Genomic DNA, 25328 nt, shown 5'->3' with positions numbered 1-25328 from the left:
CTAATGGGAAACATAGATGAAACTAAAAATTATACTGATGTTGAATTCGAAGAAATAAAAGATGACGTTTTATCATTAATGGAAAAAAGTGATTATCACTTTAATGCTGTACAAATTGGTAAAGTTATAGGAGAATCATCACAGACAGTTAGAGATTGGGAAAGTGCTTTTCCAATTTTGCGAGAAGAAGGTTATGTTAAAATAAATCCAGATAATGGCTTTAGAAAATATTCTAAAGATTCAGTCCAAATTTTTGAATTTATAAGACAAATGAGGAGAGAAAAAAATTTATCTCTTGGAGCAATACGAGGATTGCTTGATAAAAAAATTAAACAAGGTCAAAATGCTTTAGAAGTTATAGATAAAAAAGATCCTTTAGCCTATGAAGCATTAGCAACTGAACTTATGATAAAAAATAAAGAAATGATGTCTGAATTTAGAAAAGAAATGATTGCTACAATGGAGAAACGTGAAGAAAATTTAATCAAAGATATAGTTGCAAATGTAAATGAATCAGTTCAAGAAGTCATAGAAGCTTCCTATCCAGAATTAGTTGGTCAAATTGTAGGAGATGTAATGGATAAAGTTACAACAGAATTATCTCAACAAACAAATTCAATTACTGATAATGTTCGTTCAATTATGACAGAAGAAAATAAAAAAACAATAGAAATGTATAATGAATTAAAAACGAGAATGGATAATAATAAAAAAGATTTTGAGGAAAAAGAAAAAAGAAAAGGAATATTTAGTAAGTTGTTTGCAAGATAAAAATATTGGAGAATTAAAAAATGGAAAAAGAAATAACATTAGAAGATGTAAAAGAATTTATAAGAAAATATGGATATAAGTATTCTATAGAAATTCGTGAAGAATTAGACAAATTAAGGACAATATCTGATGAAGATATAGAAAATGAATTAAATAAACACTATGATTTATATAAAAAGCTTGGTGATATGTAATGAAAACTATTATTTTGAGAAAAGCTGATATGATAAAGTCATTTGGTTACAATGGTAGTTTGAAAAACTTAGAAGAATTAGATGAAAAAGCATTAGGGACTGGAATAGAAATAGTAATAGTTAATAATATAGAAGATTATAAAGAATATTATCTAGTTGAATATTTAGAAAATGAAGAAGAATTTATAGAAAAGTTTAATGAATTATATTCTAAATCAGAAAAGTTAACTGTGACAGAATATATTTTAAAAAAAATAGAAAAGTATAAAAATTTAAATAGATAAAATTGATAGAAACAATTTATTAAATAAAGATTAAGTTAAAATAAAATTATGTATTGAAAGAACTATTTAAAGATATATTTAAATAGTTCTTTTTTATTAAAAATATAAAATAAATTCAATGAATGTAATATATATATAGTTAATACAGAAGATAGTAAAATTAAGTTTAAAAATATGAATGTTTATGATTTAAGTATTTTAATTGAAAATCTTAGGATTAAAAATAATTTTTATATATTATAATTATCTATTAAATTATAAATATAGGAGTTAAGAAATTAAAATGAAATAATATTCGATCAAAACTAGAAGCTTATAAAAGTATTATTAATTTTGTAATTAAAACTATAAATTATTTAGAGAATATATAATTTGTACATATGTAAAAGGTGCATTTTTAGTATTAATATAAAAGTCAATTAATGATAGATTTTTCTATATATTTTCTTATATATTGAGTAGATATTATATGAGTTTAATTTACAGTTGTTTATTTATATAACATAGAAAATAGAATTATGTTAATAGGTTTGTATTAATAATTTTTTAAAATCTATATAAAAGAACAATAAGAAAAAAATTTTTGATAAAGAACAAATATAATACAGTTTTCAGTATATATAAGTTGTGCAAAAAAATAAGTAAATGTTTTCATATAAAAATTTTAAAATAAGGATTTAATTATTAAAATATAAATAAAATATTATATTTTATAATAAATTATTTAATTAAAGAGAAATATTTTGAAAAAAATACTTTGTGCAAACATTTGCGCGAGTGTGGCGTTAAGATTTACAATTTGATTGCAAGGAGGTATAAAAATAATATTTCCAAAAGGAATTATAAAATATAATAAAAATAACAGATAAGGAGGATATTGTAATATAAGTTATTACAATCACATTATTATGGAAAGTGTTAATAAAAAATATAGTTTGCCAAACTTACCATTAGGTACGATTTGGATGATAAGTTTTGGATTTTTAGGTGTGCAAATGGCATTCCAATTACAAAGTTCTAATATGGGACGTATATTTCAAACTTTAGGGGCAGACCCAACTAAATTAGGATTTTTCTTTATCCTACCACCTCTTGCAGGATTAGTGGTACAACCTTTAATAGGTTATTTTTCAGATCGTACATGGATTCCAAAATTAGGAAGAAGAATCCCATATTTAATAGTAGGTTCTGTAATAGCAGTAATAGTTTTATGTTTACTACCAAACTCAGGTAGTTTTGGTTTTGGATTTGATTCAACAGCAGCACTTCTTTTTGGAGCAATAACTATATTATTTATGGATTTATCATCAAATATAGCTATGCAACCTTTTAAAATGATGGTTGGTGATATGGTTAACGAAAAACAAAAAGGTTTCGCATATTCAATACAAAGTTTTCTATCAAATAGTGGAGCTGTTTTAGCTAGTATATTCCCATTTGTTTTAACAATGATAGGTGTTTCAAATACAGCACCAAAAGGAGTTATTCCTCAATCAGTTGTTATTTCATTTTACATAGGTGCAGTTATATTAATAATTTGTAGTTTATTTACAGTTTTTAAAGTTAAGGAATATCCTCCAGAAGTATATGCAAATTATCATGGAATTAAACAAAGTAAAGTAAAAGAGAAAAAAGGTATTATAACATTATTAAAAGAAGCTCCAAAAGTTTTTTGGACAATAACAATAGTTCAATTCTTCTGTTGGATGGGATTTCAATATCTTTGGACTTATGGAACAGGAGCAATTGCCGCAAATGTTTGGCATACATCAGCACCATATAGTGCTGGATATCAAGCAGCAGGGAACTGGTTTGGAGTATTATCAGCAGTTCAATCAATTAGTGCTGTAGTTTGGTCATTAATACTATCAAAGATATCAAATGAAAAAAGAAAGGTATCATATGCTTTAAGTTTAGTATTAGGTGGAATAGGATTTGGTTCAATATTTTTTGTTCACAATGAATACGTTTTAATAATATCATTTATATTAATAGGTATTGCTTGGGCTAGCATGATGACTTTCCCATTTACTATACTAACTAATGCGTTAAGAGGAGAAAATATGGGAATGTATTTAGGACTTTTTAACTGCAGTATTTGTTTACCACAAATAGTTGCATCATGTTTAAGCTTTATATTATTCCCAATAGTTGGAGAATCAATGCCTTCAATGCTTTTAATCTCAGGTATACTATTAATAATAGGTGCTATATCAGTTCCTGCAATAAAAGAAACTTTTGCAAGTAAAGAAAGTTAAATTATATTTATGTAAAAATTAAAAAAGCTTTAAATCGCCTACTTGATTTAGAGCTTTTTTAACAGTAATTTATTAAGTTAGATAGTATATTAGCTTATATTTTTAATCTTATGATTTATATACTAATTTATAATTTTATTGAAAGTAAGTATATATGATTATTCATATAATTTATATTTTATTTGTATTTAGAAATATTTTTAGTTTAAACTTTTAAAGTTAACAAATAATAATCTAAAATCGATATGAATGTTTATATATAAGAAAAATGATATAATAAAATTATAAAGATTATTAATTAGAATAGATAGGTTATTTAAAATTTTATGATAAACTTTTCGTATTTTAATATTGATTTTCTAAATATAAAAATTTATTTGTGAAAAGGAGAGATATTTTTGAAAGTAACAATAAAAGATGTTGCAAGAGAAGCTAACGTAGCAACATCTACCGTTTCAAGAGTAATATCAAATAGTAGTAGAATAAGTGAAGAAACTAAAAAGAAAGTAAATGAAGTGATAAAGAGACTTAATTATAAACCAAATGAACTTGCAAGAAAGCTTGTAAGCAATAAGAGTAGGATTTTAGGTGTAATAATACCAAAAGAAGCGAGTTCTTTTTTCTCAAATCCTTTCTTTGTAGAGGCTATGATTGGGATGAGTATGGTAGCAGATGAGGAAAAATATTACCTTATGTATGCATTTTGTAAAACTGAAGAGGATGAACTTAAGAATGTAAAAGAATTTTTAGCTAATAACTTATTAGATGGTTTATGTCTTTTAACTGTTAGAGAAAATGATAGATGTATAGATTATCTAAAAAGATCAAAATTTCCTTTTGTAGTTATAGGAAATCCAGATAATAATAGAGGTATTCTTTTTGTTGATAATGATAATATTAAGGCAACATATAAAATTACTAATAAATTTATAAAAGATGGCTATAAAAAAATAGGTTTTATAGGAGGTAATAAAAATTTTAAAGTGTCTAAAGATAGATTAAAAGGTTATTTAGATGCATTAAAACAAAATAATATACCTATAAATAAGAATATTATAGTTGAAGCTGAAAACTTTACAGAGAGTTTAGGATTCAAAGCCATGGAAAAAATACTAAAAAAAGAAATACCCAATATAGTTATAACAGCAGAGGATCTTCTTGCAGTTGGAGCTAATAAATATTTAAATGAAAAGGGGATAAAAGATATTAAGATTATAGGGTTTAATAATACTCCAATTACTCAATATCAAAATCCACCTATATCATCTATAGATATAAATTCAAGACAACTTGGTTATGAAGCTGCAAAATTACTTATAAACTTTTTAAACGGGACACCATTAAAAGAAAAGCATAAAATGGTAAAAACTAAATTTATTGAAAGATAATGTGAATTTAGTTAAAATATTAAAATTTATAGAGTTATTTTTTTATATTTATGATAAAATTAAGTTTAATAATCTCTAATATTTTTTAGATTTTGAGCAAACGATTGCTCAAAATTAAAAGGAGGACGAAATGAAAAAAATATGGTGGAAAGAACTAGTTGGATATCAAATTTATCCAAGAAGTTTTAAAGATTCAAATAATGATGGAATTGGAGATATAAATGGAATTATTGATAAATTAGATTATTTAAAAGATTTAGGAATAGGACTTATATGGGTATGTCCTATGTATAAGACTCCAAATTATGATAATGGATATGATATAAGTGATTATGAAGAAATATGTGAAGATTTTGGCTGTATGGAAGATTTTGATAAACTTTTAGATGAATGTCATAAAAGAGATATGAAATTAATAATAGATTTAGTTGTAAATCATACAAGTGATGAACATCCTTGGTTTATTGAATCAAAAAGCTCTAGAGATAATGAAAAGAGAGATTGGTATATTTGGAGAGATGGAAAAGATGGTAAGGAGCCAAATAACTGGGAAAGTATATTTAAAGGTTCAGTTTGGGAATACTCTAAATCAAGAGAACAATATTATATGCATTTATTTACAAAAAGACAACCAGATTTAAATTGGGAAAATGAAAATATGAGAAAAGAAGTTTATAAAATGATAAACTGGTGGCTTGATAAAGGCGTAGATGGTTTTAGGGTTGATGCAATAAGTCATATAAAAAAAGAGGATGGTTTAAAAGATTTAGATAATCCTTTTAATTTAAAATATGTATCATCATTTTCTAAGCATATGAATGTAGATGGAATACAAGAATATTTAAAAGAACTTAAAGAAGAAACTTTTGATAAATATAATATCGTTACTGTAGGAGAAGCAAATGGTGTTTTATCAAATAATGCAGATGATTGGGTGAGTGAAGAAACTGGTAAATTTAATATGATATTTCAATTTGAACATCTTCATCTTTGGGATTATAAAGAAGGAAAATGGTTTAATGTAAAAAAATATAAAAATGTAATGACAAGATGGCAAAAAGATTTAGAAAACAAAGGATGGAATGCTTTATTTATAGAAAATCATGATATTCCAAGATGTGTGTCAAGTTGGGGAAATGATAGTGAATATTTAGATAAATCAGCAAAAGCTTTTGCAGTTTGTTACTTCCTTCAAACAGGAACTCCATTTATATATCAAGGGCAAGAAATTGGTATGACAAATGTTAAGTTTAATAGCATAGAAGATTATAGTGATATAAAATGTATAAATATATATAAAGATAGATTATTAAATGGAATATCAGAAAAAGAAGCTATGAAAGAGGTGTGGGCGACATCTAGAGATAATGCTAGAACACCTATGCAGTGGACAAGTGGAAAAAATGCTGGATTTACATTAGGAAAACCATGGATAAAAATAAATAATAATTTTAAAGATATAAATGTAGAAAAACAAGAAGAAGATAAGGATTCAATCTTAAATTTTTATAAGAAACTTATTAAAATTAGAAATAATAGTGAAACTTTAATATACGGGAGCTATGATCTAATTTTAGAGGAAGATGAAAATATATTTGCATATACAAGAAAGTTAAACAATGAGAAATATATAATAATAACTAATTTAACTGATAAAAATGCAAAATATATATATGATAAAGATACATTATCCTATGAAAATTTGGTAATAAATAATTATGAAGTAGAAAAACATGACGATATTAATGAATTTATTTTAAAACCATATGAGTGTAGAGTTTATTTTATAAAATAACAATTAAGAAAGACTAATATAGTCTTTCTTAATTTCTAAACAGTAAAATTATACAATAATGGAATAAAATTCATTTAGTTCATTACTAAATAAAACTCTATTTGATATAATGGTTTAAGCATATAGACAAAAGGAAGAAAAAACATATTATTGAAATAAATAAAGAGATTCGTGTATTAGATGTAGATTTTATATAAATGATTGGCATATAAATAATATTAATGCTGAAGATAAAAATGATTACTAAAATAAGATAATAAAACTACTATTAGGTAGTTCTTTTTATAATAATAAATACATAAAATTATCAAAAAATTAATGTGTATGTAATATTGAATTTGTATTATTAAATATAAAGTATAAATTTATACAATAATATAATTTATAATAAATAGACAATTGTTAATGAAAAAAGTAATAAAGTCGGTAGAGTTACATATGAAAACGTTTGTATAAAAGAAACAAAATATAAAATATATTTTAAAAAATAAATAAAAGAAGAATAAATCGTATTATTTGAAGGAAACGAGATAAAAGTAAAAACTAATAAAGGAGAAACACTAATAAATTTAGTACATACTGCTAAGTGCTGTAGAGTAGTTCAAAAAGGAAAAAGATAAGGAAATATAAAGATATATTGGAGAAGTTTAAGAGATAAGTTATCTAAAATAAGGGTACTAAAAGATATCACATCATCAAAATATATAAAAGAAATAAACTATATTTTTAATAAAATTGATGAAACTGATGCCATAACTTTAATTTATATGAGTATATGGTTAAGTAAAAGATTGGCAATGGAGTGCCACTAATCTAAAACTATGGAATATAAAAATTTTTAGTGACTTTAGGCGAAAAAAGAGAACTAGGGCTACTAACTAATAAAGTAGATAATAGTAAAATTGCTAAAATAGTTACAAAAACTATAAGAGGTGTATTACCAACACTAATAACATAAATAAGACTTTTGGTGAAGTTGTAAATAAATCAAAAGAAAATTTTGATAATATGACATAATTAATGCACTACCAAGCAACGGTTTAAGATGAAAATAGGAAGAAAATTAATAAATTAATAGGGTTTAAGTCTGCCAATACAAAATCTATATCATTAAAGCTGAAAGAAGCCTTACATAAAAAATATAATAGAAATATAAAGCATAGTGAGCCATTATATATAAAAGCTAAAAATAGAATATTTACTGAATTTTATGAAATTTAATAGGAATATATTCCATTAATAAAACAAGGCTCCGTGTATACGTATATAGAGGAATATTTTTTTGAGAATTAATAAAGTTATAGTACTAAATAAAATAAAAATTAAAAATTATAAAGTAAATTAAATGTATTGTGGTTAAGATATATTACAAAAAATAAAATAGAAAGAAAATAAAAAAGTGGGAAAAAATAAAAAATGTCAATATAAAAAGACTAATAAAGTAGAACTTGCTAAAAATATTACTTTATTAATTACAGGATTAATAAATTTAATTTTATTACTAATAAGATTATTTATTTAATCCTAAATATCCACACGTTATAAATTACAATTTTATTAGAAATACTCGTAAATAATATTTTAAATAAAAAAATAAAAAATCATATTATATATTAAAAGACGTATTAATAATCGTATAAATTATGGAATTAAAGATAAATATGTTTAATATAATATAATTTAATAAAATATAAATATAATTTACGGGAGGATTGACGAATGTCGTTTAAAAATGACATAGAAAATTTATTAAAATTAAGAAAAGATAATTTTGATAGTAATGGATTAATTTATTATGAAGAAGAATTAGTTTACACTATTGCATTAAATAAGTCATTGAAAGATTTATTAAAAAATTCAAGTCATGAGTTTATAAGATTTATAGTTAAAGATTTCAGTTAGATTAGAGTTACAGATAAAGTTATAGAAAGATTTAGATCCTTACTAAAAAAAGCATTGACAAATGCAGTATTATATATAATTAGTAAAGGATTATATCATGAAGAATAAATATTATAAAATTTTGAATAGATAGAATAAACAGGCATAGATGAAAGTATTGGACAAGAAGATAAAGTTAAAAAAGTTATAATTGTAAGAATAGTGCTAGAATCTTCAAAGCCAAATATTATGCTTAAATTGGAAATTGATAAGGTTAAAGATATTATAGGAAATGATAATACAGAAAAAGCATCTAAATGAATTGGGAATAGTAGGATATTAATAGATGGAGTACAGGATGTGTTAAAATATAAAAATGTTATAGTAAAAGCGTTTTTAGAAATTTAATAATAAACAACACGCTTATTTAGCAGAACAAATTGAAGGAAAACATCAAGTAATAAAATGCTTCTTACATAAAGAAATTTGCGTAACGTTTAAGATTTAATTGCAGGTAATTTCCTAAATCAAAGAATATAAGTAAAGACTTCAAGGACTATCCCATTCGATAGGATGTGAAATTCAGCAACAGTAGTAGGGATTCCATGAACTCTAAACGTAAGTTGGTTAAAATCGCTCAAATCGAAAAGGTCTGCCCTTAGCACAAAAATGTGAAAAGTGAAGAAATAGTCTTCTTTCATATGAAAGTATGAGTATATATTTACTTTTATTTTACTAAATGTTATCATAAAAATAAACATAATGTTTTAACTAGCGAAGAAATAGGGGGGTAAAACTGGTTTACATTATTCTGTAGATTTATTAGTTGTTGGATTTAGATCAATAATAAAAATATTATTAAAGAACTAAAATAAATTAAAGATGAAAGACAAAAAAATATTCTAAAAATAAAAGCATAATAAATATAAATTTATATACTTTTAAAGATATAGAACTCAAAGGTGGAATAGATGAAGGTTTATTTAATAGGATAAATAAATTAGGTCTTAATTATGAACCAGGACATTATAAAATGAAACTAATTCCTTGGGATAATGTAATTAGTTGTAATGTAAAAACAATAGAACAATTAGAAAAAGATATAAGTTTAGGGAAAGTTTTTGCAATGGGTATATTATCTTTAGCAAGTAAAAAGAAATTAAAAATTAATACTTTAATAGAAATAATAATTAAAGAGTATAAAGAAAAATTCCCTATATATTTATAATATAAAGAAAATACAAAATAAATAGTTAAACAAATAAATAAAATTAAAGAATTAAAAGAGTAATATTTACTTTTTTTATATAGTTTTAAGAAGTAGTGAGTCTTGAAATAAAAGCAATAGGTAAATATATTTATTGAAATGATGGAGAATAGTAAAGATTTGTTAAACGTATATAATACACATTCTCAAAATAGTTCAGGTAGTGCAATGAGACAACAAAATGCTTATATGAAATCTTTAGAAGATGTACTATAAATAGACTAAAAGAAAATTAATATGGAATATAATATTTGAATTATTTACTTATATTGATTAAAAAACGTGAAAAAATAAAACAAAGACAAAGAAAATATATTGTGTAAGAACTTTATGAAAGCATTTAATACATATTAGAACTATAGCCTTGATAATTGCAATAAAATACATCTTAAATATAAAAATTTAGAAATAAAAAAATATATAATGAAGTTATATAAAATTAATTAAGTATGACTATGATTTATATAAAAAGATTGGTTATATGTAATGAAAACTATTATTTTAAGAAAAGCTGATATATTACTGTCATTGAGTAATGCCTATATTTTGAAAAAGTAGTTTGTATAAAACAATTTAATAAAAATAAATAAGGAAGTGCTTTATGAAAAATTTAATAAAAAAATTATTAATATTAATATTAGTCTTAATAATAATATCAATTTTATGGTTTTCATTAATATTAAGTAAAAATACAAATAATTATAAATTTTCAGAAGGAAAGATATGGCCAACACATATTTTTGTTCCCTATGTCAATGAAATGCGTAAAATATCTGGATCATTTTCAGAGGATGGAGCAATGAATTTAGAAAAAATTTATAAATATACAGGTACTAAGTTTTTTTATTTGAGTTTTATAAGAGCTATACCATCTGATACTATAAATAAAAATGATGAATTAGACTGGGGATGGGGAGGAAAAAGAAAATTAAGTAATATTAGTCCAAATAATCTAGAATATAAGGGTATATTAAAGAGTATAAATCAATTAAGGAAAAGTGGAGGAGATGTAGCAATTTCTTTTGGAGGTCCAAAAGGTCAGCCTTTTTGGGTAGCAACTCAAAATGTAAATGTACTTTTTAATACTTATGATAGCATAGTTAAATTATATGGATTAAAGAATATAGATTTAGATATAGAAGGGAAAGGTCTTAATATAAAAGACAATATTGCAAATGCTAAAGCTATAAAAGAGCTACAAGATAAAACTAATATCAATGTATCGTTAACTCTAGGTGTTTTACCAAAAGGTATGATTGAGGCTCAATTAAATGTACTTAAGGTTTATTTAAAAGAGAGAGTAAAGATTAATATTATAAATCTAATGACAATGTGTTATCCAGAACATACTATATTATCAGGTGAAAATTATGGGACTGCTTCATTGAGTGCAATTGAAAACTCTGCAAAACAAATACAAAAATACTATAAAAAATATTTAAATATAAATCTAACTAGTCAAGAAGCCTATGAAAAAATTGGAGCGACACCTGCAATTGGTTTTTCAAGTAATAAATATCCTATATTTACTGTAGAATGGGCAAAAGAATTATTGAATTTTGGAGAAGAAAAAAATATAGGTAGAATTTCTATGTGGAGTATGAATAGAGATATTAAATCTACTAGAAATATAGGCGTTACAAGAATGTATGAATATACAAAAGTATTTGACAAGTATTAAATTTAGAGAAATTTAAAATGGATACTATTGTATTTTTATATATAAAAAATACATAAAATTAATATTTTAAATACTATTATATTGAATATAATCATTAGATTTTGGTTATAATTTAAATAGACCTTTTAAAATACAACTGATCAAAATATTAAAAACTCTTTTATAAGTTTCAGATTAAATTCATTCTAAAAACAAAAGGAAACCTAATTTATGGGTTTCCTTTTGTAATAGCAGTTTTAACAATAAATTTAAATATCTTTTAATTCTAAATCTTAGCAATTATATATTTATATTATAGATAATTCAAAACTTTATGTCAATGCTTTTAAAAATAAAAAATATTTCAAAAAATAATAAATATTGAAATTATTAATATGAAATAATTTTGAAAATATAAAATGTTTTAAAATAGCTACTCATTCACAAAGCAATTCATTTGACATAATTTAATTTATATCATATAATTTTAAATGAAAAAATAAGAAATAAAGTCGTTTTTTCATATGTAATTTGTTTAAAGTACCAAAAACTACGTAAACCCCTTTTCGCGTAGTTTTTGGTACTTTTACAATATGAAAATAAAAAACAGATATATTAAATATATCTGTTTTTGGGAATTTTAAAAATAATAATTAAAAACGAAAGCTTAATCAAAAGAAAATAAATTAAATAAATTTATTTAACGTATTTTATATTATTATATAAATATTTAAAGGGAAAATCAACTAAAAATACATAAAAACACGTATCAATTATCATATTTTCGCTAAATCTATATTTAGCGAAATAAAATAGAGGTATTTTTTATATAATATATATACTTATTTTTTAATTAATTAATGATTTTTGATTACATTTTTAAAAAGATATATGAATTTTACAATTTATTTATCTTTTTTATTAAATTACATAAGAAAAAGGATTTAAAAAATTTCTTTTCAAATTAAATTATAAACCATATTTTCATAATGACAATTATTATGTTTTTCATATCAATTTTAAGAAGTTTTAAAATTTTATTTTTATTCAAATATAGTAAATTGTACTTTTATATTTATTTGAAATATTTTTTTGTTTTAAATAGGTTTGAAAAAGTCATATTGGATATATTTATAATATAAAAAATAAATCCTTCATAAAAATTCGAACCAATGTAATTTTATTTATAATATTAATATTGTTTTTAGGAATTAATATTATAATAAATTAAACCATCTATTTTATTAGATCATTAATAAATTATCTCATCGGCATATTCACATAACTTTTCTATATCTTTTACTGTGATTTTTTTAATTTTTTATTCTATTTTTTTCTTATTTTTTATTCTTCAATTAATATTTATAAAATAAGTTAAATTTTACAAAGTACATAGTATAATAAATTTTTATAGAGTATTTTTCTTACGCTAATTATATTAAAATAAAAATAAACCTATTTTTATTAATAGGTTTATTTTTATTCTTTTTTTAGAATGAATTTAAAAGGGTTAAAATTTTAATAATGTTGGTTTATTGTTTTAAAGTCTATTTAAATTATAGCCGAAATAGAATTTTTACATTCATAAATTTCTAATTAAAATTAATATTTGAAATACTAGATTGTAATTTATCAGACTTTTATTAATTATTTGTTTAAATACTCTATCTTATTTTCAAAATGTGATTGTAAATCTTTTTTTAACTGATTGTATGATGATTTAGAAATTTTTATATTCAAATCTTTTTCTAATGTAGTAACTAAAGCATTCATAAGTAGGTGCATATCTTTAGGATAAATGTCATTAAAAAATACTTCATTATAATGCTCGTTATGATAACATCCATCTTCTTTGTGAATAAATTTAGTTATTCTAATCTTATTAGAGTTCACTTTATCTATCTGTAATTTAAATAAATATTTTTCAGTATCACTATTTAAACTTTCAGAAATTATAATATAATCTTCACCATAATTAAATTGAATTTGTATATCTGTATTAAGTTTAGAAGATAATTTATTGTAAAAATCAAGTCCTGTGTATTTATAGACTAAAAAATTACTATATCCTCCAGAATGCCTTCCTCCACTCCAAGAAATTTTTTGTATATGAGATAGTTTATAATTCAAACTATCTTTTGGTACTTTATAAGTTAATATTATATCAGCCATATGTTTCCTCTTTTTTTGCCTTAAAGCATCAATTTTTATATACCCAGGAAAATCTGATGATGCATTATTAGCAAGTTCAGGAATATTATTATATAAAACATTTTCTATATATTCTACAGCAATTTTTTCAGTTTTATTTTGTACATCAGTTTCATTTTCATTAAAATATAGAACAATAGTAAGCCAGTCATCAACTATGTCATGAGTTTTAATTATAAAGTGGCTAAAATTATCATACATTTCAGAAGTTTCATTTATAATTTGCTTAATTAAATATCTGTTATCTTCAATATCTCTTTTTAAAATTATCATCGTTTATTTATCCATCCTTATTTTATAATAGTTAGAATTATATCATATAAATGGTTAAAAAACCAGGAAATGTTTGAACTATTACTCCTTTTTAAAATAACCAAACTCTATTTTAAGAATTTATTTAAAAATAACATAACCAAATATCGATCAAGAATAATCTAATTACAATAAAACAGGATAGTATAATAAATAATAAAATAAATTATTTAGAGCATTTAAAAATCAATATATTGGCAAGTTAGTAATTCAATATTTAACATTATTCATTAATAAAAAACATTTTTGTATATTTTGAAAATTCTTTGTTATATAAAATAAAGAAGTGGCTTAATGCCACTTCTTTTGAAAACAACTAACTTGGAAATTGTCTTATACCACAAAGATCAATTTCATTATAATTATAATATAAACTTTATTCGTAGTCAAAATCATACTTATTTTTTACTGGTTTATCGTTATTATAAAAAACAATAATTTGGTACATTAGTAGGGTTTTAATTTAATATATAATAAATTAATTTTTTTTATGAATTTATTATCATTTAAGAGTATTTTAATTAAAAATAAATAAAATACTAAATCTTATTCTATTTCCTGATAATGATATCCCGCAATTTCGACATATTCAGTTATATTTATCTTTTCTATAAGATAAATTCCTTTATTAGTTATAGATAATACTCCTTTATTATCTGTGACATATCCGTATTTTTTAATATTTTTAATAAGTCCAGTTCTTGTAGCATCAGTTCCTATTGATATTCCCTTTTTCATATCTTCAATTTTCAAAGATTCATCTTCATATTCCTTATTTAATGGATTTTTTAATAATTTTACTAAAGTTTCTACAGTTAATTTTTTTGGTGGAGAAGTTTGTTTTTCTATTGGCCTAAAATCTATATTAATAAAATCTCCTTTATTTAAATTAGGTAATCTATTTGTTTCTTTAGATTTTGGAAGAGGTTCAAATTCAAAGAAACCTTTTTTTACAATAACCTCCCCTTTTAATTTATATTCTTTATTTGCAATTCCTATTGTTATTACCGTTTGATTCATTATAGTTTCATCAACTAAAAAATTACTAATAAATCTATTTCTTATAGTTTCATAAATAATTTTTTCGTTTTTATTAAACTTACTTATATCTGGAACTTTATCTGTTACTATTAATGCCGAATGACTTTCAATAGCTTCATTGTTGAATATTCTTTTAGTTTCCTTAAGCTGTAAATGTATATTTTCATTTGAATGGGCTTTTATTACCCTTTTAATCTTTGGAATTTCTTCAGTACTTAGATATTCAGAATTGGTTCTTGGATATGTTACATATCCTGATTCATATAATTTTTGTATTATATCTAAGCTTTCCTCCATACCTATTTTATATCTTCTACTTAATGTTCCTTGTAGTTCAGTTAATGAAAATAATTTTGGTGGTAACTTTTTTATTTCTTTTGATTGAATATCTTTCACTACAGCTTTGTTAGAATTAAGTTTTTGTGCTATTAATTTACATTCCTCTATATTTTCAATTGAATATTTTTCTTCATCTACTAATTTAATTATTTCTCCATTAGTTTCTTCTGCAGATTCTAATTGAACATACTTTTCAGGCTTAAATTTTGCTATTTCCATGTCCCTTTGATATATAAAATCAACTATGCATGTATTACATCTGCCTATACTAAATATATCTCTACTACCAGTTATTCTACTATTCATTAAAGTAAACTTTCGAGTAAGATTTATACCTAAAAGAAAATCCATACAAGTCCTAGTATATGCACTATTTGAATAACTTTTATAAGTGTCTACATCTTTTAAATTATGTAAACTTTCTAATATAGTTGTTGTTGTTTGGTCTGTTGACCACAACCTACTTCTTTTTTTATTTAACTTATCTCTTCTGAATATATCTGAAACAACTAATTTTATCAGCAGATCTCCTTCTTCATCTGCGTCCCCTGCTTCTATTATTTCATTTACTTTATTATCATTTATTAAATTTCGTATTATTTGAAATTGTTTTCTTACACCAGGGTCTTTTTTTAATCTAAATTTAAACGGTCTAGGTATATAAGGCAGAATACTTTCATCCCATTTTTTATCCTCTCTATTTTCATATTCCTCTATAGTATATAACTCAAATAGATGTCCGAACTGCCAAGTAGCATAATAATTACTACTTTCGAAATACCCATCACATCTAGTAAACTTTTCACCATTTGTTCTCAGAGCTTCAGTTATAGTTTTAGCATAGTCAGGTTTTTCTGCTATTATAACTTTCATTAAATTCACTTCTTTCTTGAAATATATGTTATATTATAACATAACATGTAAATTTTAACCGTTTAAAATATTGTAAAAAAAGATAAGATTAAATATAATTATTTTATTATTATAAAATACAGGAGAAAAAAAATATATGAAAAATAAATCAGTTAATGAATTAAATAGTTTAAAGAAATTGACTTGTGCTGAATTATTGAATCTTGCTAAAAATGCAAAAACTGAAGAAGAAATATCATTTTATATAAATCTATTTAACGAAAATTTAGCTAAAAAAGCTAGAAAAGTTATAGATGATAATATGTAATAAATGAAAAAATTTATACTATTATTAAGTATAAGAAAAATAGCTGAAAATTTAGGAAAATCAAAAGGAACAACAGAGAATTTATTAAAGAAATAAGAGTGTCCTAAAATATGCTCTACATATTATTATGTGCTTTAAACTTTAATAAAAATAGAGAATAATTAATTAGGAGTAAAAGATAATATGCATTTTATAGGATATAGATATGTATTAATGAAAGAGACAAAAGAGATATTAGATAGAATAGTATTTATTCATAATGGAGCTTTTTTAAATTATAAATATAATAATACTGAAAAACAAGAAGCCTTAGAATTATTAGAAAATATAGCGAGAAAGTTAGGAACTTCATTAGAAAAATATAAGATTAAACAAATAACTACAAGTGAAATGTATAATATATATACTGTATGTAAAGAAAATTGTAAAGATATAATTATTACATATCCATGGTTATGTAGATTTGATTTAAATAGTGGTTGTGGAGTTAATTATCATAACTATTTAAAAAGTATTAAAAAAATAAAATATGATTATTTTAAAGATAAATTAATAAAATAAGCAATATTAAAAGTTTAGTGATATGGAATGAGAACTATAATTTTAAAAAATAAATTTTTATTTGTGATGAAGTTCAAGTATATACCAATGATGATATGATAACCTTAGTTTCAATAATTCAAAATGGAAGTATATTTTTGAAAATACAGGTATGAGTAAATATTTTTCTTTATTAAATAAAAAAGGAGTTTAAGATTTAAAATATATCTTTAAAACTCCTTTTTTATTACTTTTTAATAAGAATAATTTCTAAAAAATATGTTATATGTATCATTTTGAATGTGTATGTTTAGGCTCTATAATTAGAGCCTAAACATTTTAATCTTTTATATATTCCCCATCTACTAGTCCTAAACTATTAGTATATATTCTTATAAAATCTATAGCGCGTGATAGGTGTTACTACAATAATTTTATTTATGGCTGATTTTTATAGTACAAATTAAATCATTTTTTTCTATACTATATAACATAGTCATACCTAAATTTCTTTTATTTAATAAAGCTTTTCTTATCCCTCTATTTCTTATTAATTCATTGCCTACTAATGAACTTAAAGCTTTTGCATCAGTTATATTTTCTTTAAGTATTTTTTCATTTATATTAGAAATTACTCCTCTATGCTCTGTAACACTTCTTGTAACTCTATTTGCATCTTCAATGTATATATCATTTCCGCCATTCTCTGCCACATAAGATTTTAAATTGTCTAAAACATCAAAAGCAAAATCAACTCCATTGTTTCCTTTTAAAATTTCATTAACACCTACACTATTTGAATTAGATTGGCTAGTTGGATGAGTGTTTATTTGAGTACTATTCACATTATTAGAACTATTGCTATTAGAAATAGAACTTGTATTAGTTTTAGTTGTATTGAACTTAGCCATATATGAAGGTCTTGTTACATAAAAAATTCTAATTCCAAGTATAATAGCAAAAATACATAATCCTATACCACAACCTATTATTACTCTATTGTAAAACTCATCATCTGTTAATTCTTTATTCTTCATTTGTTTGCACCCCTATTTCTATATAGAAATACAACAGATCTATATTTATAGTCCTTAAAGATTATAATACCTATATATCTTTTATCTAAAAGAATTTCCCCTAAATATAAACTGGATTAATTTACATTAACAATTTTTGCACATTTTTAATCAAATGACAAGATTATGCAAATAAAAATCCTCATATTTATTTTTATCATTTATATTAATTTGTTCTCTAATTACTTTATTTTCAAAACTAACTTTGTCTAATTTGCTATATAATAATTTATTTAATTCTTTAATAAAATTATTTATTGTTTTAATTGTATATGATTTTAAATACTCCTGATTTCTATATGCTAATAAAGTGCTGCTAAATTTAATATCTATAATTTCAATTAATTCTTTTAACTTATTAAGCTCCAATTCAAATAAATTAAGAAATGTTATTTTTAACATAGTATTTAAATCATCAATATCTTTTAAATAATTTAATTTATATTCCTCAAAATTGTTTTCTTTAAAATTAACTTTTTTTCTAAATTTATTAGTTAATTCAATTCTTATTTCTATAGCATCCTTAGTCTCTTCTCTATAGAGTTTATTGACTTCTTCTAGTACTTTATTCATTGATTTATTTATCTCTAGCTCATAAAACATTCTAAGTTTTTTAGTTCCTACTATAACTCTATAATTCTTCATAATTACACCTACTAATTTAAGTCATATTTTATCCATGCGATGGCTTCTTTTCTTGACATTTCTGCTCCTGTATATCCTTGGCTATCATCATTGTATATAGATACTAAATATTTATCTGAGCCTTTGCATTCCCAAACCTCTTTTTCATCCTTTTTATTAATTGTATATTTTTCTCCTCTATTTAAAATTTCAAAAATTCTATCTATCATTTTCACACTCTCCTTTTCCCTTATATGGGTACTTCTTTATGTAAATTATATTATAAATATTTTTTTAATTCAAAAATTATAGGTAATTTGCCATATCATTTTAAGAAAAAAAATAAGCCATATATTAATGACTTATTTTTTTTCAATATTTCTATTTGAAATAATTGATCGTATAATATTTTCGGAAATCTAGCTTAAATAAGTATACCCTTATTAGGGTATATCTTTACTATTATTATACTACATTCTAAATCTAATACAACATTTTTTTCTTAAGAATAAAAAAATAAGCCAATGTTTTTGACTTATTTTTTTTATTTATCAATCTTTCTTGCCTGGAATTTTCGATAAATTAATTTCTTTATTAATATTTCTAGTAGTTTAGTATTTTATACCCTAATTGGGGTACTGCCAGTATTATTATACTATATTTTCAAGTCATTGCAAAACTTATTTTATCTATACTATAAGAAATATCTGATCTAATAAAACAATTGTTAGATATTTATCTTATTAGATAGGATGTCCATTTTAATATATTGTTAAATATTTTATTATGTTCCACTTTATAATTCTTCTATTTCTATAGGGAACATTCCTCTTATAGCCAATAATTTTCTTTTATCTTTTATATCTCCATTAGATTCTCTTAAAATAAGATTGATTATCTTATCATTATACCATTCTTTATTTAGTCCTATTATTATATTGCAATTGCTAGTTATTTCAGCCAACTCATAATCTTCAAAGTTTAATAGCTCTGTTTTTTCAAAATATAATGTGAAAGCAACATTTCTTGATTTATCAACTCTTATATATTTACCAAGTTTATCACTTGGAATATTTAAATCTAAAATCATTTGCATATTATTTTCTAATCCCATATCTTTTGTATCAGCTATTTTAAACAACATTTTTATTAATAAATTTCTTATATATGATACAAGTTTTTTATCTGTTGAATCACTATAATTTATAATGTAAATAACTTTTGGCTTATCTTTTATTTCTAAATTAAAATCTTTTAATTCATCCAGTTCATTTAGTTCGTCACGCCTTGACAAGTTTGCATCTTTTCCAAATATATATCGAGTGTTGCAAAAGTTCAAAACTTCTTTTCCTTCCTTTGTTTCCAAGAATTCCTCTATACTTTGACCTGCAATTGATGTTTTATTTGTAAAGTTTATTATTTGAACTTCATAACTATTATCTTCTAATATATTCTTTATATTTTTATATATTGAAAAATTCTTATCCTCTATATATAAAGAACTATTATTTTTAATTAATTCTTTTATAAAATTTACTATAAATGAATCTTTATTATCCCCCATTATTAACATATTATCGTTAATATCAGTTAATTTATCATAATCCTTATAAATAACTTCTCCAGTATTTTTATTCTTGCACAATTTTATCTTATTCATAGTTTTTCTCTCCTTATTATTTTATTGTATTATAATTTATAATTCTTCTATATCTGTGATAGAGCTAACAGCTATATCATAAGTTTCATTGTTTTCTAATAATAAATGTAGAATATCATCTTCATATTCATCTAGTCCTAATTCAAGTTCTCCAATAAACCCTACAATAGATTTATCTCTATCATAATAAACTTTTACTTTAGACCCTAATTCAATATACATATCAACTCCACCAATATTATTTTCTTTTTCAACTTTTATACAAGGTGTAATATTTGTAACTATCATATTTTTACCTCCAGTCTAACTTAATTTTATTTTTTATTATGTTACTATTATAGCTTATTCCATAAGATATATTTTAATATTGGGTGCTTATCATCTAAGGTGCTATTCAGATTATATGTGTAGCTTATAAATATTATCATAATGTTAATTTGAGCTATATATAATTTAATTTTAGGTATATTATCTATTTTATAAAAAGCATTTATTTTTTTCTATATTTAAAAAATTTTTTATAGATTCTTCTATAATTTCTTTTAATGAATTATTTAGCTCAAATTTTTGCATAAATCACCTCCTTATTCCTTCATTCATTTTATTTGAGATTTATATTATTTTTTTATTCTTTTAAGAATATTTTTTTTTAAAATACTGTATTCAGGTAATGATAAATACCTACTTAGATGTAGATATTCTTTTTTAAATTCACCCTCTTTATATTTTATGAATTGGTCTTTTGTTATTAAATGTTTAAACCCTTCTATATGTTTATCTCTTATGCTTTGCCTAATTATTTGAAGATAAAGTGTATTGGTCTAATGCAGTTAAAAACATCTTCTACTTCTTTATTTGTGGTTATATATTCAAATTCTTTAGTAAATCCAAAACTTATATCTTCTTGGAAAATTACATTTAGAGAATTTGATATCGATTGTATATGAGATAATATATATTTTTCTTGGGATATTGTGGGATATTTTCTTTCGTATACATTTTCTATATTCTCCATAATATTAATTCCTCCTATTTTCACATTTTAAAATTATTACTATTCCAATTCGAAACCTATGAAGTTTTATATTTTTCTTCAATTTTATCCATCTATTTAAGAACTTCCTTTAATACCCTTTTAAGGGTATTATACTATATGTTTAGTTTTATTAAAAAAAATATCTGATTAAATACATCGTTGTAGGATTTAATCAGATATAATATATAGTCATTTTTATATCATATAATTATGATGGTAATAATATGGAAATCTTAGTCCTGATTGTCCATTAATTATTAACCTCTTTATTTCACTAGTTATTTGTGTTTTAAAGAAGTATATCTCTATTAATATTAATATTATTGCAACTATTAAATAAATGTGTTCTTTAGAAAATCCATTAGAAAATCCTATCGTTTTATATTTCAAAAATTTAAATATTGATTTATCTGAGATTTTATAGCTTTTATTTTTAAATGGGGCAAACCATTTAATTCCTGATACGGATAATCCATCTTCACATAAATGAAGAAAAAATCCTATTGTTATACCAAATAAAACTATAGCTGGTATATAAGTATGAATTATACCTAATATACTTAATAATGTTAATATAATAGTTATTACTCCTATTATTCCTGTAGCTGCTAATGAATGTACAGCTCCTCTATGCCCATATTTTTTTTCTAAAATACCTGGTAAAATTGGGACAAACTTAGATATATGACTTCCTTTCTTATCTATATCAGGAAGCATTGACCCTATTATTACTCCTACCAATATAAATACATTTAAGATATGTCCTATTATTAGGACTGGTAATGCTACCGCTGTTGTTGTTGCTACATGAGTTCTATATGTCATTTTCCCTTTATTTAGTGCAATTCACTAAATTCCTCCTTCTTTTGTTTTATATACTTATGATAAATTAACCATTTAGTACTATCAAATTAAAAACATATTTTTTTATTCATTAATAAATATGCTACTTTTAGAGGATAAAGTTATTAATAATTCAAAAAAAAATTTTGAATTTCTATACATAAGTATAAAAACTAATTATTAAGTAGCAAATTTTATATAATAAAAGACTAATAGAACATTAACTGTCTATTAGTCTTTATTTTTATTTATAGCAATAATTATTATAAAGAAGAAGAACACCTAAATAGGTTCTTTATGTAACTCTTGTTTTCTCTCTGAAATTAATTTCAACAGTTCTGCTAAATCCTCCTCTGTTGCTTTTTTCCTTATAAAGCTCCTTGCTTTACTTCTATCCTTTAAATAATTTGAATATTCTTTATTTTTTTCTTGCCACTTTTTATTTGCTTCATTTTGTGCTTGTCCCAATATAATCCCCCTTTTACTAGTCAATATATAGGAAAAAAACTCTTCTTTTGACTTATAATTATTTATAATTTTATTGCATATATAAAATATGTACTTATAATAATTTTATATATAGTTTACTTATAACTTATACTATACTATAATATAGTAAAGGAACTCAGTAGAGGCATATTTTAACGTTTAAAAGTAATATAGATTGCGACTCTATATTACTTTTTTTTATATATTAGGTTTATTATTCACCATCATTTTTATTATTCTTTTTTAAATCTATAGTGAAAATTTTAAAGAAAGTTATCTTAACGTTATAATTTTTCTTAACAGAAATATATATAACTATAATTATGCATATTATACAAATTAAAACTTCCCATCCCATCTTATCATCCCCATTTCTTAACCTCCACCGAGCTAAATTAACGTTAATAAGAGGATGACTATATAAAAATTTCCTTTACATTAATATTATACTACATATAAATTTTCTTCTCTAATTATGCCTTATTCAATTTATATTATCCTAAACAGAGTTAATATTTTATAAATTAAAGGTCATCATAGTATTTATTCCATTCATTATTTTCTCTCCATTCATCATCTTTAGATAATACTACTTCACCTTTCTCATTATATTTACTAGATTTTTTTGCTAAATCAATAGCTCTATTCATATCTAAATCTTTTATCCATTTATCCCATTTATTTTTAGACTCATCTATCGAATTAAATTTTTCCTTATCTTTATATTTTTTAAAACTCATAACCTCTTTCATTCCAGCTCTTATTGATTTTTCGGCTCTAGTTTTATTCATAATTAAATCCTTCTTTCTTTTATCTTTTTATTTAAATATTTGTCCAACAATATAATAAATAGTGTAAAAAATTATCTTTAATTATATTTTAAAACAATACTTTATATTCTAAAATTAAAGATGAACTTAGAATTTTTACAAATGCTAAGTTCCTTTTTGGATTACAATATTGTACTACTTTTATAATTATTTTCTATAGTTCTCTTAAAATGTTAGGACCTATTGAACTAACATTTCCATTATTACATTTCTTAAATCCACAGTAATAAATATCCCTTTATTTTTTACGTTCTAATAATAATTTTTTTAATAATATTCTGCCTTCTTTCATATTCTCTTTTATATCAATTATTGGCTCATGTGATTTATTATTTTTAGATTTTTCTATCTGTGAAATTAATATATCAGCCTCTTTTTTATCTATGAAAGTATCTCTCAAAAATGAACTGGTTGCCATAATAGCCCTCCTTTTGTAAAATTTATTTTTTATTCTATATAAAAGTAATTAAAATATTGTTAATTTTATTTCTATATTAATTTAATAATATATGTTTAATATTACTATATTGGAAACTTATGTGAATTAAATATGAGGTGAATAGATAATAGAAAATAATTCTAATTTTAAGCTGATTAACAAGTCAAAAGTATTCACCTCTTTTATTTATAGTTCTTTATTATAAAATTTAGTTAAGTATATTCAAATATTATAACTTTCGCCTAAAAAATTTATATTTTAAAGAAAAAACTTTTATATATGAAAAAGAAATAAATCAATATGGTTGATTTATTTCTAAAAGAGTTTATTTTTTTTAATTTCGTGGTATAATAAGGGTAAGAAGACAAAAGATGTCTCAAGGGTTGATTTTTTAAGTAAAAGTAAAAAATTTGTGTAAGTAATATTTATTCGCAGTAAATATTACTTATTTTTTTATTATTTTTTTCTTTACTATTTATTTTAAAGCTTATACTTGACTGTTTATTCTCTAAATCCTTATTATGTTTTAAACTCACTTCATTTTCTTTATCACTACTAACAACAATTTTAGTTATAACAATTAATGAAATCATTATAATTGCTGTTATTAGTACAGCTGTTATATCCACTTTACATCATCTCCTATTTGTTATTACCCTTGATGTTCATTTGTCCTTACTCATATTGGGAATAATTTATTTAACAAATTATAAGGAGATGATTAAAAATCTAATAAATTTTCCTTATTATATAATTATATCATATCTTCACATTTATTTCATTGTTTATAATTCAAATCTATATATTGAGATAAGTTTAATTTTAAAGTAAAAATCCCACTATTTAATTTTAATATAGTGGGATTTTATTGTTTTAAATTTATAATTATTTTATATTTTCAACTCTATAAAATTAATATAATAAAATAATATATAAATTAACTTTTATTTCTTTTAAATCTATAAATTATTTACTTTTTTTATTAAATATTTTTTTAAACCTTAATCTAACTAATGCTATTAATGCGACTCCAATACCTAATACTTCTGGTACCTCAGAAGTATCTCCAGTTTTAGGGTTATTTCCATATTTATTTGATATAGCATTACTTAAATCTTTGATTGCATTATTAACTTGTTCTGGTGTTGCATTGCTATTTTCCATAACATTATTTGCATTTTTAATTGCATTTGTAAGATTTTCTGCACTT

Annotated in this window: 26 protein-coding genes; 11 read left to right on the top strand and 15 right to left on the bottom strand. The window is 22.3% G+C overall.

Annotated features, from left to right (window positions below; genetic code table 11):
* The first annotated feature begins 3 nt into the window (after positions 1 to 3).
* The 9 genes from HMPREF1092_RS15600 to HMPREF1092_RS15565 all read left to right on the top strand — a co-directional run bounded on the left by HMPREF1092_RS15600 (position 4) and on the right by HMPREF1092_RS15565 (position 11519).
* On the top strand, positions 4 to 771 hold the full coding sequence (locus HMPREF1092_RS15600; protein WP_002599652.1) for a MerR family transcriptional regulator: 768 nt from the start codon (positions 4 to 6) through the stop codon (positions 769 to 771).
* Between the two features lie 20 nt (positions 772 to 791).
* Positions 792 to 965, top strand: a complete 174-nt coding sequence (locus tag HMPREF1092_RS17350) for a hypothetical protein (RefSeq protein WP_002599651.1) — start codon at positions 792 to 794, stop codon at positions 963 to 965.
* A complete protein-coding gene (locus tag HMPREF1092_RS15595; RefSeq protein WP_002599650.1) occupies positions 965 to 1249 on the top strand; it encodes a DUF6718 family protein in 285 nt (94 codons plus the stop codon). Before HMPREF1092_RS17350 ends, HMPREF1092_RS15595 begins: the two co-directional genes overlap by 1 nt.
* Positions 1250 to 2157: 908 nt before the next feature.
* A complete protein-coding gene (locus tag HMPREF1092_RS15590) occupies positions 2158 to 3507 on the top strand; it encodes an SLC45 family MFS transporter (protein ID WP_002599649.1) in 1350 nt (449 codons plus the stop codon).
* 398 nt (positions 3508 to 3905) lie between these two features.
* Positions 3906 to 4895 (top strand): LacI family DNA-binding transcriptional regulator, encoded by a 990-nt coding sequence (locus HMPREF1092_RS15585; protein ID WP_002599648.1) that lies wholly within the window; start codon positions 3906 to 3908, stop codon positions 4893 to 4895.
* A gap of 130 nt (positions 4896 to 5025) precedes the next feature.
* Positions 5026 to 6690: a glycoside hydrolase family 13 protein gene (locus tag HMPREF1092_RS15580; protein WP_002599647.1), complete on the top strand. Its 1665-nt coding sequence runs from the start codon at positions 5026 to 5028 to the stop codon at positions 6688 to 6690.
* A gap of 1719 nt (positions 6691 to 8409) precedes the next feature.
* Positions 8410 to 8592 carry a hypothetical protein gene (locus HMPREF1092_RS16655; RefSeq protein ID WP_002599646.1) on the top strand — a complete coding sequence of 61 codons (183 nt, stop codon included), beginning with the start codon at positions 8410 to 8412 and terminating at the stop codon, positions 8590 to 8592.
* A gap of 1012 nt (positions 8593 to 9604) precedes the next feature.
* Positions 9605 to 9799, top strand: coding sequence for a hypothetical protein (locus tag HMPREF1092_RS15570; RefSeq protein ID WP_002599645.1), 195 nt, complete (start codon positions 9605 to 9607; stop codon positions 9797 to 9799).
* A 640-nt stretch (positions 9800 to 10439) separates the two neighbouring features.
* The gene (locus HMPREF1092_RS15565) at positions 10440 to 11519 is read left to right on the top strand and encodes a glycoside hydrolase family 18 protein (protein ID WP_002599644.1); all 1080 of its coding nucleotides are present in this window, start codon (positions 10440 to 10442) and stop codon (positions 11517 to 11519) included.
* 1626 nt (positions 11520 to 13145) lie between these two features.
* Here the strand turns inward: HMPREF1092_RS15565 and HMPREF1092_RS15560 are convergent.
* Positions 13146 to 13982, bottom strand: coding sequence for a hypothetical protein (locus tag HMPREF1092_RS15560; protein WP_002599643.1), 837 nt, complete (start codon positions 13980 to 13982; stop codon positions 13146 to 13148).
* 585 nt (positions 13983 to 14567) lie between these two features.
* Positions 14568 to 16274 carry a DNA topoisomerase gene (locus tag HMPREF1092_RS15555; RefSeq protein ID WP_002599642.1) on the bottom strand — a complete coding sequence of 569 codons (1707 nt, stop codon included), beginning with the start codon at positions 16272 to 16274 and terminating at the stop codon, positions 14568 to 14570.
* A 136-nt stretch (positions 16275 to 16410) separates the two neighbouring features.
* Between HMPREF1092_RS15555 and HMPREF1092_RS17345 the strand changes: the two genes are divergently transcribed.
* Together HMPREF1092_RS17345 and HMPREF1092_RS15550 are read left to right on the top strand one after the other, a co-directional pair.
* On the top strand, positions 16411 to 16581 hold the full coding sequence (locus tag HMPREF1092_RS17345; protein ID WP_002599641.1) for a hypothetical protein: 171 nt from the start codon (positions 16411 to 16413) through the stop codon (positions 16579 to 16581).
* Positions 16582 to 16764: 183 nt separating this feature from the next.
* Positions 16765 to 17142: a hypothetical protein gene (locus HMPREF1092_RS15550; protein WP_002599640.1), complete on the top strand. Its 378-nt coding sequence runs from the start codon at positions 16765 to 16767 to the stop codon at positions 17140 to 17142.
* Positions 17143 to 17555: 413 nt separating this feature from the next.
* Here the strand turns inward: HMPREF1092_RS15550 and HMPREF1092_RS15545 are convergent, their stop codons facing one another.
* The 13 genes from HMPREF1092_RS15545 to HMPREF1092_RS17335 all read right to left on the bottom strand — a co-directional run.
* Positions 17556 to 18158, bottom strand: coding sequence for a hypothetical protein (locus tag HMPREF1092_RS15545; RefSeq protein WP_002599639.1), 603 nt, complete (start codon positions 18156 to 18158; stop codon positions 17556 to 17558).
* Positions 18159 to 18308: 150 nt separating this feature from the next.
* Complete coding sequence (locus HMPREF1092_RS15540) at positions 18309 to 18842, bottom strand: hypothetical protein (protein ID WP_002599638.1); 534 nt, start codon at positions 18840 to 18842, stop codon at positions 18309 to 18311.
* An 11-nt stretch (positions 18843 to 18853) separates the two neighbouring features.
* Positions 18854 to 19051, bottom strand: a complete 198-nt coding sequence (locus HMPREF1092_RS15535) for a hypothetical protein (RefSeq protein ID WP_002599637.1) — start codon at positions 19049 to 19051, stop codon at positions 18854 to 18856.
* 566 nt (positions 19052 to 19617) lie between these two features.
* Positions 19618 to 20481, bottom strand: coding sequence for a hypothetical protein (locus HMPREF1092_RS15530; protein ID WP_002599636.1), 864 nt, complete (start codon positions 20479 to 20481; stop codon positions 19618 to 19620).
* A 36-nt stretch (positions 20482 to 20517) separates the two neighbouring features.
* Positions 20518 to 20769: a hypothetical protein gene (locus tag HMPREF1092_RS15525; RefSeq protein ID WP_002599635.1), complete on the bottom strand. Its 252-nt coding sequence runs from the start codon at positions 20767 to 20769 to the stop codon at positions 20518 to 20520.
* Positions 20770 to 21277: 508 nt separating this feature from the next.
* Positions 21278 to 21496, bottom strand: coding sequence for a hypothetical protein (locus HMPREF1092_RS15520; protein WP_002599633.1), 219 nt, complete (start codon positions 21494 to 21496; stop codon positions 21278 to 21280).
* A gap of 216 nt (positions 21497 to 21712) precedes the next feature.
* The gene (locus HMPREF1092_RS15515) at positions 21713 to 22342 is read right to left on the bottom strand and encodes a metal-dependent hydrolase (RefSeq protein ID WP_002599632.1); all 630 of its coding nucleotides are present in this window, start codon (positions 22340 to 22342) and stop codon (positions 21713 to 21715) included.
* Positions 22343 to 22642: 300 nt separating this feature from the next.
* Positions 22643 to 22828, bottom strand: a complete 186-nt coding sequence (locus HMPREF1092_RS15510) for a hypothetical protein (RefSeq protein ID WP_002599631.1) — start codon at positions 22826 to 22828, stop codon at positions 22643 to 22645.
* A 235-nt stretch (positions 22829 to 23063) separates the two neighbouring features.
* Positions 23064 to 23207: a hypothetical protein gene (locus HMPREF1092_RS17340; protein WP_002599630.1), complete on the bottom strand. Its 144-nt coding sequence runs from the start codon at positions 23205 to 23207 to the stop codon at positions 23064 to 23066.
* Positions 23208 to 23373: 166 nt separating this feature from the next.
* Positions 23374 to 23640, bottom strand: a complete 267-nt coding sequence (locus HMPREF1092_RS15505) for a hypothetical protein (protein ID WP_002599629.1) — start codon at positions 23638 to 23640, stop codon at positions 23374 to 23376.
* Between the two features lie 277 nt (positions 23641 to 23917).
* Positions 23918 to 24097: a hypothetical protein gene (locus HMPREF1092_RS15500; RefSeq protein WP_002599628.1), complete on the bottom strand. Its 180-nt coding sequence runs from the start codon at positions 24095 to 24097 to the stop codon at positions 23918 to 23920.
* Positions 24098 to 24543: 446 nt separating this feature from the next.
* A complete protein-coding gene (locus tag HMPREF1092_RS15495; protein WP_002599627.1) occupies positions 24544 to 24747 on the bottom strand; it encodes a hypothetical protein in 204 nt (67 codons plus the stop codon).
* A 337-nt stretch (positions 24748 to 25084) separates the two neighbouring features.
* Positions 25085 to 25328, bottom strand: a 244-nt coding sequence (locus HMPREF1092_RS17335) for an FIVAR domain-containing protein (protein ID WP_002599626.1), incomplete at its 5' end; no start/stop codon positions are given.

Source organism: Clostridium thermobutyricum (assembly GCF_000371465.1).
Lineage (GTDB): Bacteria > Bacillota > Clostridia > Clostridiales > Clostridiaceae > Clostridium > Clostridium thermobutyricum.
Note: the sequence above shows the minus strand (reverse complement) of the source record. Positions and strands in the feature narration are given on the sequence as shown.

Excerpts from the sequence above, each read along its gene's own strand:
- HMPREF1092_RS15600 (WP_002599652.1), top strand. The coding sequence starts at position 4 with ATGGGAAACATAGATGAAACTAAAAATTATACTGATGTTGAATTCGAA.
- HMPREF1092_RS17350 (WP_002599651.1), top strand. The coding sequence starts at position 792 with ATGGAAAAAGAAATAACATTAGAAGATGTAAAAGAATTTATAAGAAAA.
- HMPREF1092_RS15595 (WP_002599650.1), top strand. The coding sequence starts at position 965 with ATGAAAACTATTATTTTGAGAAAAGCTGATATGATAAAGTCATTTGGT.
- HMPREF1092_RS15590 (WP_002599649.1), top strand. The coding sequence starts at position 2,158 with ATGGAAAGTGTTAATAAAAAATATAGTTTGCCAAACTTACCATTAGGT.
- HMPREF1092_RS15580 (WP_002599647.1), top strand. The coding sequence starts at position 5,026 with ATGAAAAAAATATGGTGGAAAGAACTAGTTGGATATCAAATTTATCCA.
- HMPREF1092_RS16655 (WP_002599646.1), top strand. The coding sequence starts at position 8,410 with ATGTCGTTTAAAAATGACATAGAAAATTTATTAAAATTAAGAAAAGAT.
- HMPREF1092_RS15570 (WP_002599645.1), top strand. The coding sequence starts at position 9,605 with ATGAAACTAATTCCTTGGGATAATGTAATTAGTTGTAATGTAAAAACA.
- HMPREF1092_RS15565 (WP_002599644.1), top strand. The coding sequence starts at position 10,440 with ATGAAAAATTTAATAAAAAAATTATTAATATTAATATTAGTCTTAATA.
- HMPREF1092_RS15560 (WP_002599643.1), bottom strand. The coding sequence starts at position 13,982 with ATGATAATTTTAAAAAGAGATATTGAAGATAACAGATATTTAATTAAG.
- HMPREF1092_RS15555 (WP_002599642.1), bottom strand. The coding sequence starts at position 16,274 with ATGAAAGTTATAATAGCAGAAAAACCTGACTATGCTAAAACTATAACT.
- HMPREF1092_RS17345 (WP_002599641.1), top strand. The coding sequence starts at position 16,411 with ATGAAAAATAAATCAGTTAATGAATTAAATAGTTTAAAGAAATTGACT.
- HMPREF1092_RS15550 (WP_002599640.1), top strand. The coding sequence starts at position 16,765 with ATGCATTTTATAGGATATAGATATGTATTAATGAAAGAGACAAAAGAG.
- HMPREF1092_RS15545 (WP_002599639.1), bottom strand. The coding sequence starts at position 18,158 with ATGAAGAATAAAGAATTAACAGATGATGAGTTTTACAATAGAGTAATA.
- HMPREF1092_RS15540 (WP_002599638.1), bottom strand. The coding sequence starts at position 18,842 with ATGAAGAATTATAGAGTTATAGTAGGAACTAAAAAACTTAGAATGTTT.
- HMPREF1092_RS15535 (WP_002599637.1), bottom strand. The coding sequence starts at position 19,051 with ATGATAGATAGAATTTTTGAAATTTTAAATAGAGGAGAAAAATATACA.
- HMPREF1092_RS15530 (WP_002599636.1), bottom strand. The coding sequence starts at position 20,481 with ATGAATAAGATAAAATTGTGCAAGAATAAAAATACTGGAGAAGTTATT.
- HMPREF1092_RS15525 (WP_002599635.1), bottom strand. The coding sequence starts at position 20,769 with ATGATAGTTACAAATATTACACCTTGTATAAAAGTTGAAAAAGAAAAT.
- HMPREF1092_RS15520 (WP_002599633.1), bottom strand. The coding sequence starts at position 21,496 with ATGGAGAATATAGAAAATGTATACGAAAGAAAATATCCCACAATATCC.
- HMPREF1092_RS15515 (WP_002599632.1), bottom strand. The coding sequence starts at position 22,342 with ATGACATATAGAACTCATGTAGCAACAACAACAGCGGTAGCATTACCA.
- HMPREF1092_RS17340 (WP_002599630.1), bottom strand. The coding sequence starts at position 23,207 with ATGGGATGGGAAGTTTTAATTTGTATAATATGCATAATTATAGTTATA.
- HMPREF1092_RS15505 (WP_002599629.1), bottom strand. The coding sequence starts at position 23,640 with ATGAATAAAACTAGAGCCGAAAAATCAATAAGAGCTGGAATGAAAGAG.
- HMPREF1092_RS15500 (WP_002599628.1), bottom strand. The coding sequence starts at position 24,097 with ATGGCAACCAGTTCATTTTTGAGAGATACTTTCATAGATAAAAAAGAG.